We start from the raw sequence: 17407 nt of genomic DNA, 5'->3' as shown, positions 1-17407 counted from the left end.
TTTCAACAGGACAAATGACAATGCTCGTGTCCCATACACGCGCATGACGAGGTGATTTCCAGACTATGCCCCGCCACCATCAGAAGAAAAGTTCCGCACCGGGCGGCTCGCAACGCCAGTTGCGTGTCGGTGAGCAGGTTCGCCACGCGATGGCCGAGATTCTGGCGCAAGGCAATGTGCATGATGATGACCTCGAAGGTCATATCATCACCGTGCCGGAGGTGCGGATGTCGCCCGATTTGAAGCTCGCGACAGTTTACGTGATGCCGCTCGGTGGCCGCGACACCGAGATCATCATCGCTGCGCTCGAGCGCAACAAGAAATTCCTGCGCGGCGAAGTCGCGCGGCGCGTTAACCTCAAATTTGCACCTGACCTTCGCTTCCGCGTCGATGAACGATTCGACGAAGCGGAACGGATCGAGAAGCTTTTGCGAACACCTGCGGTGCAGAAGGACCTCGAACAGGGCTTGGAACAGGATCCGGATTCGGATCGGGAAGAAGAACAATGACGATGGACCCGGCTCACGGCACGATCGGCGGCGAAGAAGCCGATCAGCGCGACGTGCAGAAAAATAATTTTGCGGATCTCGGCGGCGATTCTCAGCCGCATCAGGAGCTGCGCCGCGTCAACAACGATCCGCGCGCCAACAAGCAGAAGGGTCAGCAGCAGCGCCGCGACCGCCGCGACGTCCACGGCTGGGTGGTGCTCGACAAGCCGATCGGCATGACGTCGACGCAGGCGGTTGCCGTGCTCAAGCGCTTGTTCAACGCCAAGCGCGCCGGCCACGCCGGCACACTCGATCCGCTGGCCTCCGGCGGCCTGCCCATTGCACTTGGCGAGGCCACCAAGACGGTTCCCTTCGTTATGGACGGCCGCAAGCGCTACCAGTTCACCGTATGCTGGGGTGAGGAGCGCGACACCGACGACATCGAGGGCCGAGCAACCGCGACCTCCGAGCAGCGCCCGACCCGGGAGGCCATCGAGGCCCTGTTGCCCCGCTTTACCGGGGTGATCCAGCAAACCCCGCCGCGCTATTCCGCGATCAAGGTCCAGGGCGAACGCGCCTATGACCTCGCCCGCGACGGCGAGGTCGTGGAACTGGCCCCCCGCCCGGTCGAAATTCACCAATTAACCCTTGTGGATCAACCGGATAACGACCGGGCTGTATTCGAAGCCGAGTGCGGCAAGGGTACCTATGTCCGGGCGCTGGCCCGCGATATGGGCCGGATTCTCGGCACTTACGGCCATATCTGCGCGCTGCGGCGGACCCTGGTCGGCCCATTTGGCGAGAACGACATGATTCCGCTGGATCAGCTGGAGGCTTTATGCGATAGAGCCGCGTCCGGCGAGGGCAGCCTCGCCGACGCGCTTATGCCCGTTGAGACCGCGCTGGACGACATCCCGGCACTGGCCGTCACTCGGGCTGACGCGGCAAGGCTCCATCGGGGCCAAGCCGTTTTATTGCGCGGACGGGATGCGCCCACTAGTAGCGGCACAGTCTATGTCACGGTGGCAGGCCGTCTTTTGGCGCTTGCTGAAGTCGGCAACGGCGAAATCATCCCCAAGCGTGTGTTCAACCTGACCGGCCTGACTGCCAGCGCCGTTCGCAACGAGAGAAATTGACGATGTCGATTGCCGCAGAACGCAAAGCGGAAGTCATCAAGACGAATGCCAACAAAGCCGGCGACACCGGCTCGCCCGAGGTTCAGGTCGCGATCCTGTCGGAACGCATCGCCAACCTCACGAGCCATTTCAAGACCCACGTGAAGGACAACCATTCGCGTCGCGGCCTCTTGAAGCTGGTGTCGACCCGCCGCTCGCTCCTCGACTATGTGAAGAAGAAGGACGAGGCGCGCTACAAGGCGCTGCTCGAGAAGCACAACATTCGTCGTTAAGAGTTCTTGCGCGCGCCCAACGGCGCGCGTTTTCGCGCGTGGTTTCGAACGAAAGCGTTTGTTTAAAGGTTTTTGATCGAGGCTGCGTGCGCGTCGGGTGCGGGCCAATGATGATTCGCATCCGGGGCATGATGGGCGAAGGCCGAAGATTCGGTGTTCGCGTTCGTGCCGACTGACAGTCCAGCAGCAATCCGGCGGCTGGGCACAACGGGCAAGGCGCCCGTATGACCCGAAAGGATGGACGCCATCCGAAATCCGAAAACCATGGCAGGATCGCAGGACGCTGATCGCCCGCTTCGATCAACGTCCCGCAATCTTGCGCATGGTTTTTGTTTTTCGAGCCGTCCCTTCTTTCGAGAACCCATGAAAGAAGACCTCTATGTTCAATAAGCATTCCGTCGAGATCGACTGGGGTGGACGCCCCCTCAAGCTCGAAACCGGCAAGATCGCCCGCCAGGCCGACGGCGCCGTCGTCGCGACCTATGGCGAGACCGTGGTGCTCGCCACCGTCGTCGCGGCGAAGTCGCCGCGTGAAGGCGTCGACTTCCTGCCGCTGACCGTCGACTACCAGGAGAAGACCTACGCAGCCGGCCGCATTCCCGGCGGCTATTTCAAGCGCGAGGGTCGCCCGACCGAGAAGGAGACGCTGGTCTCCCGCCTGATCGACCGTCCGATCCGTCCGCTGTTCGTCGACGGCTGGCGCAACGAGACCCAGGTGATCGTCACCGTGCTGTCGCACGACATGGAGAACGATCCCGATATCGTGGCGCTGGTGGCCTCGTCGGCTGCGCTGACCCTGTCCGGCGCGCCCTTCAAGGGCCCGATTGGAGCTGCCCGCGTCGGCTTCGCCAATGACGAGTTCATCCTCAATCCGACCCTCGACGAAATGGTCGACACCCAGCTCGACCTGGTCGTCGCCGGTACCGCCGACGCCGTGCTGATGGTGGAATCGGAAGCCAAGGAGCTGAACGAAGAGATCATGCTCGGCGCGGTGATGTTCGGTCACCGTCACTTCCAGCCGGTGATCAAGGCGATCATCGAGCTCGCCGAGAAAGCCGCCAAGGAGCCGCGCGAAGTCACCGTCATCGACAATGCCGCGCTCGAAAAGGAAATGCTCGGCCTCGTCGAGCAGGAACTGCGCGCCGCCTACGCCATTCCGGTCAAGCAGGATCGCTACGCCGCGGTCGGCAAGGTCAAGGAAAAGGTGATTGCCCACTACTTCCCGGAAGGGCAGGAGCCGAAATTCGACAAGCTGCGCGTCTCCGGCGTGTTCAAGGAGCTCGAAGCCAAGATCGTTCGCTGGAACATCCTCGACACCGGCAAGCGCATCGACGGCCGCGACAGCAAGACCGTGCGCAACATCATCGCCGAAGTCGGCGTGCTGCCCCGCGCCCACGGCTCGGCGCTGTTCACCCGCGGTGAGACCCAGGCGCTGGTCGTGACCACGCTCGGCACCGGCGAGGACGAGCAGTACATCGACGCGCTGTCGGGAACGTACAAAGAGACGTTCCTGCTGCACTACAACTTCCCTCCCTATTCGGTCGGTGAGACCGGTCGCCTCGGCGGCACCAAGCGCCGCGAGATCGGCCACGGCAAGCTCGCCTGGCGCGCGATCCACCCGGTGCTGCCGCCGCATCACGAGTTCCCCTACACCACGCGCGTGGTGTCGGAGATCACCGAATCCAACGGCTCCTCGTCGATGGCTTCGGTCTGCGGCGCCTCGCTCGCGCTGATGGACGCCGGTGTGCCGTTGAAGCGGCCGACCGCGGGCATCGCGATGGGCCTGATCCTCGAAGACAAGCGCTTCGCGGTTCTCTCGGACATCCTCGGCGACGAGGATCATCTCGGCGACATGGACTTCAAGGTCGCCGGCACCGACCAGGGCATCACCTCGCTCCAGATGGACATCAAGATCGAGGGCATCACCGAGGAGATCATGAAGGTCGCGCTCGGTCAGGCCAAGGATGGTCGTATCCATATCCTCGGCGAGATGGCCAAGGCGCTCACCAACGCCCGCGCCGAGCTCGGCGAATACGCGCCGCGCATCGAGACCTTCAAGATCGCCACCGACAAGATCCGCGAAGTGATCGGCACCGGCGGCAAGGTGATCCGCGAGATCGTCGAGAAGACCGGCGCCAAGGTCAACATCGAGGACGACGGCACCGTGAAGGTCGCCTCCTCGGACGGCGAAGCGATGAAGGCTGCGATCAAGTGGATCAAGTCGATCGCCTCCGATCCGGAAGTCGGCCAGATCTATGAGGGCACCGTCGTCAAGGTGATGGAGTTCGGCGCCTTCGTGAACTTCTTCGGCTCCAAGGACGGCCTCGTCCACATCAGCCAGCTCGCTTCGGCGCGCGTGCAGAAGACCTCCGACGTCGTCAAGGAAGGCGACAAGGTCAAGGTCAAGCTGCTCGGCTTCGACGACCGCGGCAAGACCCGTCTCTCGATGAAGGTGGTCGACCAGACCACCGGCGAAGACCTCGAGGGCAAGGGCGGCGACGGCGAGAAGGCTCCGCGCGAAGCGGCCGGCGAGTAAGTCTCGCGACCTCAGAAACACGAAGGGCGGCCGAGAGGCCGCCCTTTTTGTTTGTGTTCTTTGTTTGCGTTCGCGCCAGGCAATATGTGCACCTCTCCCGCAAGCGGGAGAGGTGCAACACCTCACGCCGCGATGTCGTACCGGTCGAGGTTCATCACCTTGGTCCAGGCCTTGGCGAAGTCCTGCACGAACTTCTCCTTGGCGTCCGAGGTCGCATACACCTCGGCGAAGGCGCGGAGCTGCGAGTGTGCGCCGAAGATGAGATCGGCGCGCGTGCCGGTCCACTTCACCGCATTGGTCTTGCGGTCGCGGGCCTCGTAGCTGCCGTCAGCCACCGGGGTCCACTGCGCGCTCATGTCGAGCAGGTTGACGAAGAAGTCGTTGCTCAGCGTGCCGACCTTCGAGGTGAGGACGCCGTGCTTCGATCCGTTCGCATTGGCGCCGAGGACACGCAGGCCACCGAGCAAAACCGTCATCTCGGGGCCGGTGAGCCGGAGCAGTTGCGCGCGATCGACGAGGGCTTCCTCCTGCTGCATGAACTGATGCCGCTTGCCGATGAAGTTGCGGAAACCGTCGGCGCGCGGCTCCAGCGGAGCAAAGGAAGCAGCGTCGGTCTGCTCCTGCGAGGCATCCATGCGGCCCGGGGTGAAGCCGACCTTGACGTCGACGCCGGCATCCTTCGCGGCCTTCTCGACCGCGGCGGTGCCGCCGAGGACGATGAGGTCAGCCAGCGAGACCTTCTTCGCGCCTGATGACGCGTTGAAGTCCTTCTGGATAGCTTCGAGCTTGCCGAGCACCTTGGCGAGCTGAGCCGGCTGGTTCACCTCCCAATCCTTCTGCGGAGCGAGACGAATACGTGCGCCATTGGCGCCGCCGCGCTTGTCCGAGCCACGGAACGTCGAGGCCGACGCCCAGGCGGTCGAGACCAGCTCGGAGACCGAGAGGCCCGACGCCAGGATCTTGGTCTTCAACGCAGCAATATCCTGATCGCTAGCCAGCTCGTGATTCACGGCCGGAATCGGATCCTGCCAGATCAGCGTCTCCTTCGGCACCAGCGGGCCGAGATAGCGCTGGATCGGGCCCATGTCGCGATGGGTGAGCTTGAACCAGGCGCGGGCGAAGGCGTCCGCGAACTGAGCCGGGTTCTCCAGGAAGCGACGCGAGATCTTCTCGTAGGCCGGATCGAGGCGCAGCGAGAGGTCGGTCGTCAGCATGGTCGGCCGATGCTTCTTCGATTTGTCGAAGGCATCGGGAATGATGGCGTCGGCGCCCTTGGCCGTCCACTGGTTCGCACCGCCCGGGCTCTTCGTCAGCTCCCATTCGTACTTGAACAGATTCTCGAAGAAGTTGTTGCTCCACTTGGTCGGCGTCGTCGTCCACGTCACTTCGAGGCCGCTGGTGATGGAATCGCCCGCGAGGCCCGACGCGTGCTTGCTCTTCCAGCCGAGGCCCTGATCTTCCAGTGCACCCGCTTCCGGCTCCGGTCCGACCAGCGAGGGATCACCCGCGCCATGGGTCTTGCCGAAGGTGTGGCCGCCGGCGATCAGCGCGACGGTCTCTTCGTCGTTCATCGCCATGCGGGCGAAGGTCTCGCGGATGTCCTTTGCCGCGGCAACGGGATCCGGCTTGCCGTTCGGGCCTTCCGGATTGACGTAGATGAGGCCCATCTGCACCGCGCCGAGCGGCTCGGCGAGCTGGCGTTCGCCGCTGTAGCGCTCATCGCCCAGCCACGTGCCTTCGGGACCCCAATAGAGTTCTTCCGGCTCCCACACGTCGGCACGGCCACCGGCGAAGCCGAAGGTCTTGAAGCCCATCGATTCCAGCGCGACGTTGCCGGCGAGCACCATCAGATCGGCCCAGGAAATCTTGCGGCCGTATTTCTGCTTGATCGGCCAGAGCAGACGGCGCGCCTTGTCGAGGTTGGCGTTGTCAGGCCAGCTGTTGAGTGGCGCGAAACGCTGCTGCCCGGCGCCGGCGCCACCGCGGCCGTCCGTGGTGCGATAGGTGCCCGCGCTGTGCCAGGCCATGCGGATCATGAGGCCGCCATAGTGACCGAAATCGGCGGGCCACCATTCCTGCGACTCCGTCATCAGCGCGGTCAGGTCCTTGACGACCGCGTTGAGGTCGAGCGTCTTGAATTCCTTGGCGTAGTCGAAGTCCTTGCCCATCGGGTCGGACAGGGCGGAATTCTTGTGCAGCATCTCGATGCTGAGCTGGGTCGGCCACCAATCGCGGTTCGCCGGCACGCGTTTTCCACCCGAAAACGGGCACTTTGAAGAGTCGTCCATGAATACCTCCTCTGGTGGCGTCGAACTCGCGCCTTTGACCAGGTAGAAGCACTCTAAGCTTCTCATCCCATCAGGGGAAGTTGACTTTAATGATCGCTGCGATAGGATTTTCTGATGGCCAATGTGACAATGCGCCAGCTCAGGTATTTTGACGCGCTGGCGCGTCACGGCCATTTCGGCCGTGCGGCGGAAGCAAGCTCCATTTCGCAGCCGGCCCTGTCGATGCAGATCAAGGAACTGGAGGAGGCGCTCGGCGGCCTGCTGCTGGAGCGCAGCGCCCGCCAGGTCGCACTGACCCGGTTCGGCGAAGAACTCGCGCCTCGCGTCCGCGACATCCTGCGCTCGGTCGATGAGCTCGGCGATTTCGCGCGCGCCTCGCAGGATCGTTTCTCAGGTCGCCTGCGGATCGGCATGATCCCGACGATCGCACCCTATCTGCTGCCCACCATCACCAAAAACCTCACGCGCATGCATCCGGAGCTCGACATCCGCGTACGCGAGACGATGACGCCGCGACTGATCCAGGAGCTGGTCGAAGGCCGGCTCGACACCGCCATCGTTGCCCTGCCGGTGTCAGAGCCCTCGCTCACCGAGGTCGCGCTGTTCGACGAGAAATTTTTGCTGGTGCGGCCGGGCTCCGATGAGGGCACACCGGCACCGTCGCGCGAGATGATGCGCGAGATGCGCCTGCTGCTGCTTGAGGAGGGGCATTGCTTTCGCGATCAGGCGCTCTCCTTCTGCAACATGCAATCGGCGCCGCCGCGCGAGATGCTGGACGCAAATTCTCTGTCGACACTGGTCCAGATGGTCAGCGCCGGCATCGGCGTCACGCTGATCCCGGAAATGGCGGTGCCGGTGGAGACGCGATCGGCCTCGGTCTCGCTCACGCGCTTCCGCGACCCCGAGCCGTCGCGCACCATCGGCATGGTCTGGCGCAAGACCAGCCCGCTCGCGCGGCAGTTGCTCCAGATCTCCGAGGTGGTGTGCCTGTCGGCCGGCAAGGTGCGCGCGCGGCAGTCCGTCCGCGGCCAGCGGGCATAGGGCTGCGATGTCGCATCCCGTTATCCGCCCCGCCCGTGCAGACGAATATGACGAGGTCGCCCGCGTCTGGATGGAAAGCTGGGTCTCGACCGGGCTTGCCGAGGCGAGCAACTTCCTGCTGGCGAACCTGCGTGCACGTGTCAGGCGCGAGATCGAGGACGGCTGGACCCTGTTCGTCGCCGACGACAACGGCAGCATTGCCGCCATGCTGGCGCTGCATCTGCCAAAGCTCTATCTCGACATGCTGTTCGTGGCGCCCGCCTATCAAGGCCAGTCACTCGGCCGGCAATTGCTCACCTTCACGCGCACGCAGATGCCCGACGAGATGTATCTGCGTTGCGTCCGCGAGAACGAAAAAGCCTGGCGCTGGTACGAGCGTGAAGGTTTCGTGTTCGAGAAGGAAGAGATCGAACCGTCGAACGGGTTCGTGATGAAGCATTATCGGTGGAAGCGGCCGCGGCTCGTCGGATAGACGGCGGCCTACAGGTGCATCTTGCGGTTGTCGCGCTGCCAACCTAGTGTGAGGCGTCCGACACCTCCTGCTTCTGATCTCCCGGAATCCATGGTTCGAATTGCTGTCTCGCTGATCGCGCTCCTGTCCCTTGCGACTCCGGCAGCCGCGCAACCCCCTCCCGCAACTACCGCGCCTCCCGGTCAAACTGCGGCACCGGCCAAGCCGGCGGCCAAGAAGGCGGCCCCAAAGGCCAAACCGGTTGCCAAGCAGCCGGTCGCGGTCGAGAGCGGCCCGTGCCGCCTCGGCGTAATCTCGGTGATCGGAGACCGCTACTCCGTCCAGAAATTTGGCCTCACGATCTTCGAGAATGAGGCAAGCGAGGTCCCGGTCGACTGGGGACTCGATGATCTCGTCTTTGCGCGTGTGCGCGCGGCAACGAGCAACGATCCCGCGGTGCGCAGGATCGCCTATCCCAAGGGCGTCTTCGAACCCTTCTATAATCCGAAAACGATCCTCATCCGCGATCCCGGAGAGCGCCTGCCGGTGATCGTGCGGAGCTTCACCGCGAATGCGAATTGCGAACGCTATCTTGTCGCGACCACGTTCAAGGCGGAGTTGCCGAACACGCATATGACCCTGAACGGCATCGGTACCTACAATCAGGGTCTCGGCGGCCTCCTCCGTCACTCACACCTTTTCGCCAATGTTGCGATCACGTTGATTGATGGCCAGAGCTATGAGGAGATCAAGCGTCCTTTCGTGAATTTCGGCGCGAACTTCGCCGCAAGCATGCGACTGACCGAAGACCCGCTAACCAAGCTCGACAATTCGCTATTCCCTGACCCACCCGCGGCAGCTTCGGCCAATGCGGCGCTGCGTGAAAGAACGCGGGCACTGGTCGCAGACAGGCTCGACCGGGGTCTGCCCGGTTATCTCAAAGAGGACTGAGCCGAGGCACGGACAATCCATACCGGAGAGCATTGCGGATTCGATGCAGGCGCGTCATGAATCTGCCCTTGCTCGCTCCGTGCCAATGAAAGGTCCGCGCCATGATCAAGCTCTATTGGTCGCCCCGCTCGCGCTCGTTCACGACGCTCTGGCTGATGGAAGAGAGCGGCTTGCCCTATGAGCGCGTGCTGACCGACATCTCGACCGGCGCGCAGAAGGCGCCGGATTATTTGAAGGTCAATCCGATGGGCAAGGTGCCGGCGCTCAGCGACGGCGATGCCGCGCTCGGCGAAGCCGCGGCGATCTGCGCCTATATCGCCGACCGCTATCCCGAGACGAAGCTTGCACCTGCCGTGACCGACCCGCGCCGCGCGCGCTATCTGCAATGGCTGTTCTTTTCGCCGAGTTGCATCGAGCCCGCCATCATCCAGATCTTCACCAAGATCGAGATTCCGACCTCGACTGCCGCCTGGGGCAGCGCGACACAGGTGTTCGACGTGCTGGAAGCTGAGCTCGATAAAGGGCCCTGGATTCTCGGCGAAGAGTTTTCCGCCGCCGACGTCACGATCGGGTCGGGCCTGAATTTCGCGGTACGCCGGTTCAAGATGGTGCCGTCGCGCCCGGCCTTCGACGCCTATCTCGCGCGCTGCATGGCGCGGCCGGCATTCCAGCGCGCGGAGACAATCGCGGCGGGTTAGTCCGAAGTCTTCAGATCGTCCGGCCGCGGCATCAGGACGATGTTGTAGCCGGAATCGACATAGTGGATTTCGCCGGTCACGCCGCCGGAGAGATCCGACAGCAGATACAGCGCGGAGCCGCCGAGCTCGTCGAGCGTGACGCCGCGGCGGAGCGGCGAATGCTTCTGCATGTAGGCAAACATCGCGCGCGCCTCGCCGATGCCGGAGCCGGCCAGCGTGCGGATGGGACCTGCGGAGATCGCGTTGACGCGGATACCGCGCGGTCCGAAGTCGGAAGCGAGATAGCGCACCGAGGCTTCCAGCGCCGCCTTGGCCACGCCCATCACGTTGTAGTTCGGCATCGCGCGCTCCGAGGCGCCGAAGGTCAGCGTGATCATGCTGCCGCCTTCCGTCATCAGCTCGGCAGCACGCTTTGCGACCTCGGTGAAGGAGAAGCAGGAGATCACCATGGTGCGCGAAAAGTTTTCGCGGCTGGTGTCGGCGTAGCGGCCCTTCAGCTCGTTCTTGTCGGCAAAGCCGATCGCATGGATGACGAAGTCGAGCTTGCCCCATTTTTCGCGGAGCACGTCGAACGTTGCATCGACGCTGGCGATGTCCTCGACATCGCAAGGCAGCACCAACTCCACGCCAAGCTGCTCCGCCAGCGGCTTGACGCGCTTGCCGAGGGCCTCGCCCTGGAAGGTGAAGGCGAGCTCGGCACCGTGGGCATGCAGCGCCTTGGCCATGCCCCAGGCGATCGAATGATCATTGGCGATGCCCATGATCAGACCGCGCTTGCCTTTCATCAAACCTTCCATTGCCTGATGGCTCCCATTATTCCGGCGTCATCGCCCGCGCAGGCGGGCGATCCAGTATTCCGAGGCGATTGTTGTAAGTCGAGAAGCCGCGGCGTACTGGATGCCCCGCCTCCGCGGGGCATGACGGTATGCCAAAAATCACACATCCAACCGGCTGAACACCAGCGTGGCGTTGGTGCCGCCGAAGCCGAAGGAGTTCGACAGCACGGTGCCGATCTTGACGTTGTCGATGCGCTTGCGCACGATCGGCATGTCGGCGAACGCGGGATCGAGCTCCTGGATGTGTGCGCTCTCGCAGATGAAGCCGTTGTTCATCATCAGCAGCGAATAAATCGCCTCCTGCACGCCGGTGGCGCCGAGCGAGTGGCCGGTCAGCGCCTTGGTCGCCGAGATCGGCGGGCACTTTTCACCGGCGCCGAACACGCGGCGGAGCGCGTCGATCTCCGGCGGATCACCGGCCGGCGTCGAGGTCGCGTGCGGGTTGATGTAGTCGACCTTGGTCTTCACCGTCGACATCGCCATGCGCATGCAGCGCTCGGCGCCTTCGCCTGACGGTGCGACCATGTCGTAACCGTCCGAGGTCGCGCCGTAGCCGACGATCTCGCCGTAAATACGCGCGCCGCGCGCCTTGGCGTGCTCGAGCTCTTCCAGCACCAGGACTCCCGCGCCGCCGGCGATGACAAAACCGTCGCGGTTGACGTCGTAGGGGCGCGAGGCGGTGGCGGGCGTGTCGTTGTACTTCGAGGACATCGCGCCCATGGCGTCGAACAGCACCGAGAGCGACCAGTCCAGTTCCTCGCAGCCGCCGGCGAAGATGACGTCCTGCTTGCCGATCTGGATCGTCTCATAGGCATTGCCGACACAGTGGTTCGACGTCGCGCAGGCCGAGGAGATCGAGTAGTTCACACCCTTGATCTTGAACCAGGTCGCGAGCGTCGCCGAGGCCGTGGACGACATCGCCTTCGGCACCGCAAACGGTCCGACGCGTTTCGGTCCCTTGGTGCGGGTGATGTCGGCGGATTCGACGATGGTGCGCGCCGACGGTCCGCCGGAGCCCATGATGATACCGGTGCGGATGTTCGAGACGTCTTCGGGCGACAGACCGGAGTCCTGGATTGCCTGCTCCATCGCGATGTGATTCCAGCCGGCACCCTGGCCGAGGAAGCGCATCGCGCGGCGGTCGACAACCGTCGCAGGATCGATCGTCGGCGCACCCTGCACCTGCGACCGGAAGCCGAGCTCGGCATATTTCTCAGCCCGCGAAATGCCCGACTTCGCCTCGTGAAGGCTCGCAAGCACTTCCTGGGTGTTGTTTCCGATGGACGAGACGATTCCCATCCCGGTGACCACAACCCGCCTCATGACAGCCTCGCCTAAATCGTTGTCTTTCTTGGTGATGCGCGTTAGCTCAGGCTCGTGCCCTGTTTGAACAGGCCGACCTTCAGATCCTTTGCGCGATAGATAATCTGGTCATCGACCGAAAGCCATCCGTCGGCGATGCCGAGCACCAGCTTTGAACGCATCACGCGCTTGATATCGACGTTGTACACAACCTTGCGGGCCTCGGGCAGGACCTGGCCGCTGAACTTCAATTCGTTCAGGCCAAGCGCCCGGCCACGACCTTCGCCGCCGGTCCAGCCCAGAAAAAAGCCGACCATTTGCCAGAGCGCATCGAGGCCGAGGCAGCCGGGCATGACGGGATCGTTCTTGAAGTGGCAGCCGAAGAACCAGAGGTCGGGCTTCACGTCGAGTTCGGCGCGCACCACGCCCTTGCCATACTCACCGCCATTCTCGGTAATTTCCGCGATGCGGTCGAACATGAGCATCGGCGGCAGCGGCAATTGGGCATTGCCCGGGCCGAACATCTCGCCGCGGGCACATGCCAGCAGATCTTCGTATTCGTAACCGTTGCGCCTGTTCAGCATGCGGAAGCCTCTGTTCTAACCCCGATTGAGCGGCGTTTTTGGCAAAAATGGGCCCCATTCCGGTCGGAAAGCAATGCCAATTGCCATCGTCAGGCGCGAATGCCGGGAGCCCGGATGGACTTGCGAACCGGGCCTCAATGCCCGGCCGCGCCAAAATCGGCTAAGCGGAACCGCGCGCTCTCTAACACAGGCCTTTTCGGGTGGCAAAGCGATCTCATGAAGGTAAAATGACAGGGCGCTCGCGCGGTTCCAAAGCCGATTAGAACCTCTCTAGTTGCGAGAAACTTGCATCTGCATCTATCTGTCCATATATTGCAGATAGATAGTGTTCACGCGTGCCCGAATTCTGGAAATGAGCGAAAATAACGCTACCCATCATGACGAAGACGCCCATGCGGCGGCCCTTCTGTCCGGCCGCCAGCCGGCTCTGACAGGCTGCCCCTGGCACGACGTCAACGAAATGCTGCAGTCCGCAGGCCTCCGCCCGACGCGCCAGCGTATGGCTCTCGGCTGGCTGCTGTTCGGCAAGGGTGCGCGCCACCTCACGGCTGAAATGCTGTATGAGGAAGCGACGCTCGCCAAGGTGCCGGTGTCGCTGGCGACCGTCTACAACACGCTGAACCAGCTCACCGACGCCGGCCTGCTGCGCCAGGTCAGTGTCGACGGCACCAAGACCTATTTCGACACCAACGTCACCACCCACCACCACTACTACCTCGAGAACAGCCATGAGCTGGTCGACATCGAGGATCCGCATCTGGCGCTGTCCAAGATGCCGGAGGTGCCGGAGGGTTACGAGATCGCCCGCATCGACATGGTCGTGCGCCTGCGCAAGAAGCGCTGAGATCGTCTTATATCGCTGATTTGATCGTCATGGCCGGGATTTCCCGGCCATTGTCGTTTCAGGCGGACATTCGACACCTCGCGTCAGTTGACCTGCTCGTCCGAGTAGACGCCCCAGAGGCGTTCCTGCTGGATCCAGCCGTCAAAACCGTTGCCGGTGACCCGGCACCAGTTTGCACTGCACTTCTTGACCTGCGTAACGACGCCGGCCTGGAGTTTTGCCGCGACCGCGCTGTCGGGATCGGCACGGTCGTAGATCGGCGCGAGCTCGTCCTTGTGCTTCATGGTGACGACCGCGGTGCGGCGGCCCGACAGCAGCGAGTGATAGACCCAACCCTCGGCGCCTTCGGAATCGCGCACCCGGCGCCAGTTCTCGAATTCGGCGGTGATTTCGACCGGCAGGCCCGAGCGGGTGTAGACCCAGGCCACGTCGTTGTCCTTGGTCGGGCCGGCGCGGACGTTCACGTGATCCGATTTGAGGCTGACATAGCGCGGCACCGGCAGGCCGCTGGCGGTCTGGGGGGTATTATCCTTCGCCGAATGCGAGGGGCCGACCGAGGCGCTCAACCAAGTGCAAACGAGCGCCATCACCGAACAAAACCGCCCCAACGCCATCAACCCGTCTCCTGTCGAGGACCCAGCCCTGCCAGGTCCTCACTCCGAATTCCAAAATCTGCCGCGCAAACCCCTGACCCGCCCCACGCGGGTGTTCCGCCAAACCCGTGGTTCTTGTCTTGGCCCGGCCTTCTGCTAGAGAGGACGGACATCTGAACAACCAGTTTGCCCCGATTTTCCGGGTGGAAATGTCGGGAGAGCTTGAAGGAAACGCCGGGGACGACACGGCAAAAGGCAGTGTCGAACAACCGGGTTAATGAGGCCTCAACGGCCGGCCTTTGGCGACAGAGGCAGCCTGCAACGCCTCATGAGGCAGGACATGTCGGTGAAGAAAAAGCCCCTCGTCGTGGTGACGCGCAAGCTGCCGGACTCGATCGAGACACGGATGCGCGAGCTGTTCGACGCGCGGATCAATCTCGATGACACGCCGCTGTCCGCCGAGCAGATCGCGGAAGCCGCGCGCACCGCGGACGTGCTGGTTCCAACCGTGACCGACCACATCACCGCCGACATCGTCAACCAGCCCGACTGCAAGCTGAAGCTGATCGCGAATTTCGGCAACGGCGTCGACAATATCGACGTCGAGGCCGCGCATGCCCGCGGCATCACCGTCACCAACACGCCGAAAGTCCTGACCGAAGACACCGCCGACATGACCATGGCGCTGATCCTGGCCGTGCCGCGCCGCATGATCGAAGGCGCCTCCATTCTCACGGAAGGAAAGCCCTGGCCGGGCTGGTCGCCGACCTGGATGCTCGGCCACCGCATCGGCGGAAAACGCCTCGGCATCATCGGCATGGGCCGCATCGGCCAGGCGGTGGCGCGGCGCGCCCGCGCCTTCGGCCTGCAGATCCACTATCACAACCGCCGCCCCGTGGCGCCGAAGATCGCCGAAGAGCTTGGCGCCACCTATTGGGAAAGCCTCGACCAGATGCTGGCGCGGATGGACATCCTCTCGGTCAATTGTCCGCACACGCCGGCGACCTATCATCTGCTCTCGGCGCGGCGGCTGAAGCTGATCCGGAAAGACGCCTACATCGTCAACACCGCGCGCGGCGAGGTCACCGACGAGGATACGCTGATCAAGCTGATCGAGGGCGGCGAGATCGGCGGCGCCGGCCTCGACGTCTACGAGCACGAGCCCGCGGTCAACCCGAAGCTGGTGCGGCTCGCCAAAGCCGGCAAGGTGACGCTGCTGCCGCATATGGGCTCGGCGACGATCGAAGGCCGCGTCGAGATGGGCGAGAAGGTGATCATCAACATCCGCACCTTCCTCGACGCGCACAAGCCGCCGGATCGCGTGCTGCCGAGCATGCTCTGAGGCTTATTTGCTGCGTGCCTCGCGCTTGCGCCAATCCGCGACAAAATCGATGAACGCCCGCAGCGCGGGCGGCGTCTGGCGCCGGCTCGGATAGTACAGGAACGGCCCGGGAAACGGCTCGCACCAATCTTCCATCAGGCTGACCAGCGCGCCGGATTTCACGGCTTCGCCGACATAGCCATCGAGACTTGCCCAGATGCCCGCGCCGGCGAGCGCGGCGTGCATGGCAAGGTTCATATTGGTCGAGATCAGTTTTGCGGGCGGGTCGACCTTCATGATCTGGCCGGCCTTCTCGAATTCCCAATCGTGCATGACACCGCTCGAGTAGCGGGCACGGATGCAATCATGGTCGAGCAGATCCTTCGGGTGCTTCGGCCTGCCACGGCGCGCGATGTAATCGGGCGATGCGACGACGACGTAGTGCTGCGGGCCGCTGAGTGGGATTGCGACCATGTCCTGCGCGAGATGCTCGCCATAGCGCACGCCGGCATCGTAGCCCGCGCTGACGATGTCGACGAACCCGCTTTCGGAGACGATGTCGAGGTCGACCTGCGGATATGCCGCGAGGAACGGCCCGACCATCGGCGCCAGCACGAGATCGACCGCCGGCGGCGGCGCATTGATGCGCAACCGGCCTGAAGCCACCTCGCGCAGGCCCCGGACCTGATCCAGGGCATCGCCGACATCGCGCAGCGCAGGGGCTATCCGCGACAGCAGCAGCTCGCCGGCCTCGGTCAGTGCGACGCTACGGGTGGTGCGGTTCATCAGGCGGACGCCGAGGCGCTCCTCCAGATCCCGCAGCCGCTGGCTAAGGCTCGACACCGACACGCGAATTTCCACCGCCGCACGCCGGAAATTGCGGGTGCGGGCAACCGCCACGAAGACATCAAGATCGCGCAGATCGGGCTCGGCCATTGTTCGCCAGTGTGAACAAGCCATTCTGGATTGTCCAGCTTATCGATGTAATCGATCGGGCGCATATCTGGCCTCGTCACGCGGCGCAATCAGCCGCCTTTTTGAGGAGAGCCATCATGGAACAGCGCAAACTCGGTTCAACCGGCCCTACCGTCTCCGCTCTCGGCCTCGGCTGCATGGGCATGTCCGAGGTCTATGGCCCGGCCGATCGCGGCGAGGCCATCGCCACGGTGCGTGCCGCGCTCGATGCCGGCATCACGCTGCTCGACACCGGCGACTTCTACGCCATGGGCCACAATGAAATGCTGGTCCGCGAAGCGCTGAAGGAAGTGCCGCGCGAAAAAGTGCAGATCAGCGTCAAGTACGGTGCGCTGCGCGGTCCCGCCGGCGAATTCGGCGGCATGGACACGAGGCCAGCTGCGACCAAGAATTTTCTCGCCTACTCACTTCAACGTCTCGGCACCGATTACATCGACGTCTACCGCCCGGCGCGGCTCGATCCCAACGTTCCCATCGAGGAGACCGTCGGCGGCATCGCCGATCTCGTGAAGGCCGGTTACATCAGGCATATCGGCCTGTCCGAGGTCGGCTCCGACACCATCCGCCGCGCGCATGCGGTGCATCCGATCGCCGATCTCCAGATCGAGTACTCGCTGATCGAGCGCGGCATCGAACGCGACATTCTGAAGACCTGCCGCGAGCTCGGCATCGGCATCACCGCTTATGGCGTGCTGGCGCGCGGCCTGATCAGCGGCCACTGGTCCAAGGATAGCGGCAAGGCCGGCAAGGACTATCGGCTGATGACGCCGCGCTTTCAGGGCTCAAATCTCGACACCAATCTCGCGCTGGTGGAGCAGTTGCGCGCGATCGCTACCGAGGTCGGCGCGACGCCGGCGCAAGTCGCGATTGCCTGGGTGGCAGCGCAAGGCAAGGAGATCGTGCCGCTGGTCGGCGCGCGCACCCGCACCCGTCTCATCGAAGCGCACGGCGCGACGAAGGTTACGCTGACGCAAGCTCATCTTGCGGCACTGGCAAAAGCTTTCCCGCCTGATGTCGCCGCCGGCACGCGCTACGCGGCCGAGCAGATGGCGCATCTCGACAGCGAGAAGCCGGCGACGAGGTAACCGTCA

General features: G+C 63.6%; 17 protein-coding genes. 11 read left to right on the top strand and 6 right to left on the bottom strand.

The features are described 5' to 3' along the window. Positions 1-65 precede the first annotated feature (65 nt). The 4 genes from rbfA (at position 66) to pnp (ending at position 4432) form a co-directional block, all read left to right on the top strand. Positions 66-509, top strand: a complete 444-nt coding sequence (rbfA, locus tag B5V03_RS12220) for a 30S ribosome-binding factor RbfA (RefSeq protein ID WP_129270446.1) — start codon at positions 66-68, stop codon at positions 507-509. Beyond that, positions 506-1624 carry a tRNA pseudouridine(55) synthase TruB gene (truB, locus tag B5V03_RS12215; RefSeq protein WP_164987948.1) on the top strand — a complete coding sequence of 373 codons (1119 nt, stop codon included), beginning with the start codon at positions 506-508 and terminating at the stop codon, positions 1622-1624. Before rbfA ends, truB begins: the two co-directional genes overlap by 4 nt. A 2-nt stretch (positions 1625-1626) precedes the next feature. Continuing rightward, a complete protein-coding gene (gene rpsO / locus B5V03_RS12210) occupies positions 1627-1896 on the top strand; it encodes a 30S ribosomal protein S15 (protein ID WP_092027405.1) in 270 nt (89 codons plus the stop codon). Positions 1897-2275: 379 nt separating this feature from the next. Next, entirely contained in the window at positions 2276-4432 is a 2157-nt protein-coding gene (pnp, locus tag B5V03_RS12205; RefSeq protein ID WP_129270445.1) for a polyribonucleotide nucleotidyltransferase, read from the top strand. A 122-nt stretch (positions 4433-4554) separates the two neighbouring features. Here the strand turns inward: pnp and katG are convergent, their stop codons facing one another. Next, positions 4555-6720 carry a catalase/peroxidase HPI gene (katG, locus tag B5V03_RS12200; RefSeq protein ID WP_164987947.1) on the bottom strand — a complete coding sequence of 722 codons (2166 nt, stop codon included), beginning with the start codon at positions 6718-6720 and terminating at the stop codon, positions 4555-4557. Positions 6721-6834: 114 nt separating this feature from the next. On the opposite strand from katG, the gene B5V03_RS12195 reads away from it, so the two are divergent. The 4 genes from B5V03_RS12195 to B5V03_RS12180 all read left to right on the top strand — a co-directional run bounded on the left by B5V03_RS12195 (position 6835) and on the right by B5V03_RS12180 (position 9861). After that, positions 6835-7761, top strand: a complete 927-nt coding sequence (locus B5V03_RS12195) for a hydrogen peroxide-inducible genes activator (RefSeq protein WP_129270441.1) — start codon at positions 6835-6837, stop codon at positions 7759-7761. 7 nt (positions 7762-7768) lie between these two features. Then, entirely contained in the window at positions 7769-8233 is a 465-nt protein-coding gene (locus tag B5V03_RS12190; RefSeq protein WP_129270439.1) for a GNAT family N-acetyltransferase, read from the top strand. Between the two features lie 90 nt (positions 8234-8323). Next, positions 8324-9163 carry a hypothetical protein gene (locus tag B5V03_RS12185; protein ID WP_129271189.1) on the top strand — a complete coding sequence of 280 codons (840 nt, stop codon included), beginning with the start codon at positions 8324-8326 and terminating at the stop codon, positions 9161-9163. Positions 9164-9264: 101 nt separating this feature from the next. Next, the gene (locus B5V03_RS12180; protein WP_129270436.1) at positions 9265-9861 is read left to right on the top strand and encodes a glutathione S-transferase family protein; all 597 of its coding nucleotides are present in this window, start codon (positions 9265-9267) and stop codon (positions 9859-9861) included. Here the strand turns inward: B5V03_RS12180 and fabI are convergent. The 3 genes from fabI to fabA form a co-directional block, all read right to left on the bottom strand. After that, a complete protein-coding gene (gene fabI, locus B5V03_RS12175) occupies positions 9858-10658 on the bottom strand; it encodes an enoyl-ACP reductase FabI (RefSeq protein WP_129270434.1) in 801 nt (266 codons plus the stop codon). The genes B5V03_RS12180 and fabI overlap by 4 nt on opposite strands. Before the next feature lie 138 nt (positions 10659-10796). Further along, complete coding sequence (gene fabB, locus B5V03_RS12170; protein WP_129270432.1) at positions 10797-12020, bottom strand: beta-ketoacyl-ACP synthase I; 1224 nt, start codon at positions 12018-12020, stop codon at positions 10797-10799. A 41-nt stretch (positions 12021-12061) separates the two neighbouring features. Continuing rightward, complete coding sequence (gene fabA / locus B5V03_RS12165) at positions 12062-12583, bottom strand: bifunctional 3-hydroxydecanoyl-ACP dehydratase/trans-2-decenoyl-ACP isomerase (RefSeq protein WP_129270430.1); 522 nt, start codon at positions 12581-12583, stop codon at positions 12062-12064. Positions 12584-12935: 352 nt separating this feature from the next. On the opposite strand from fabA, the gene irrA reads away from it, so the two are divergent. Continuing rightward, entirely contained in the window at positions 12936-13427 is a 492-nt protein-coding gene (gene irrA / locus B5V03_RS12160; protein WP_027531564.1) for an iron response transcriptional regulator IrrA, read from the top strand. 83 nt (positions 13428-13510) lie between these two features. Here the strand turns inward: irrA and B5V03_RS12155 are convergent, their stop codons facing one another. After that, on the bottom strand, positions 13511-14041 hold the full coding sequence (locus B5V03_RS12155; RefSeq protein WP_129270428.1) for an SH3 domain-containing protein: 531 nt from the start codon (positions 14039-14041) through the stop codon (positions 13511-13513). A gap of 319 nt (positions 14042-14360) precedes the next feature. On the opposite strand from B5V03_RS12155, the gene B5V03_RS12150 reads away from it, so the two are divergent. Continuing rightward, positions 14361-15362 carry a 2-hydroxyacid dehydrogenase gene (locus tag B5V03_RS12150; RefSeq protein ID WP_129270426.1) on the top strand — a complete coding sequence of 334 codons (1002 nt, stop codon included), beginning with the start codon at positions 14361-14363 and terminating at the stop codon, positions 15360-15362. Between the two features lie 3 nt (positions 15363-15365). Here B5V03_RS12150 and B5V03_RS12145 read toward each other — a convergent pair whose 3' ends face one another. Then, positions 15366-16277, bottom strand: coding sequence for a LysR family transcriptional regulator (locus B5V03_RS12145; RefSeq protein ID WP_129270424.1), 912 nt, complete (start codon positions 16275-16277; stop codon positions 15366-15368). 116 nt (positions 16278-16393) lie between these two features. On the opposite strand from B5V03_RS12145, the gene B5V03_RS12140 reads away from it, so the two are divergent. Then, positions 16394-17401, top strand: coding sequence for an aldo/keto reductase (locus tag B5V03_RS12140; RefSeq protein WP_129270422.1), 1008 nt, complete (start codon positions 16394-16396; stop codon positions 17399-17401). Positions 17402-17407: the final 6 nt, after the last annotated feature.

Source organism: Bradyrhizobium betae (assembly GCF_004123905.1).
Taxonomy (GTDB): Bacteria; Pseudomonadota; Alphaproteobacteria; order Rhizobiales; family Xanthobacteraceae; genus Bradyrhizobium; species Bradyrhizobium betae_A.
The sequence above is the reverse complement of the archived record's forward strand: the minus strand, read 5'-3'. Positions and strand labels throughout refer to the sequence as shown.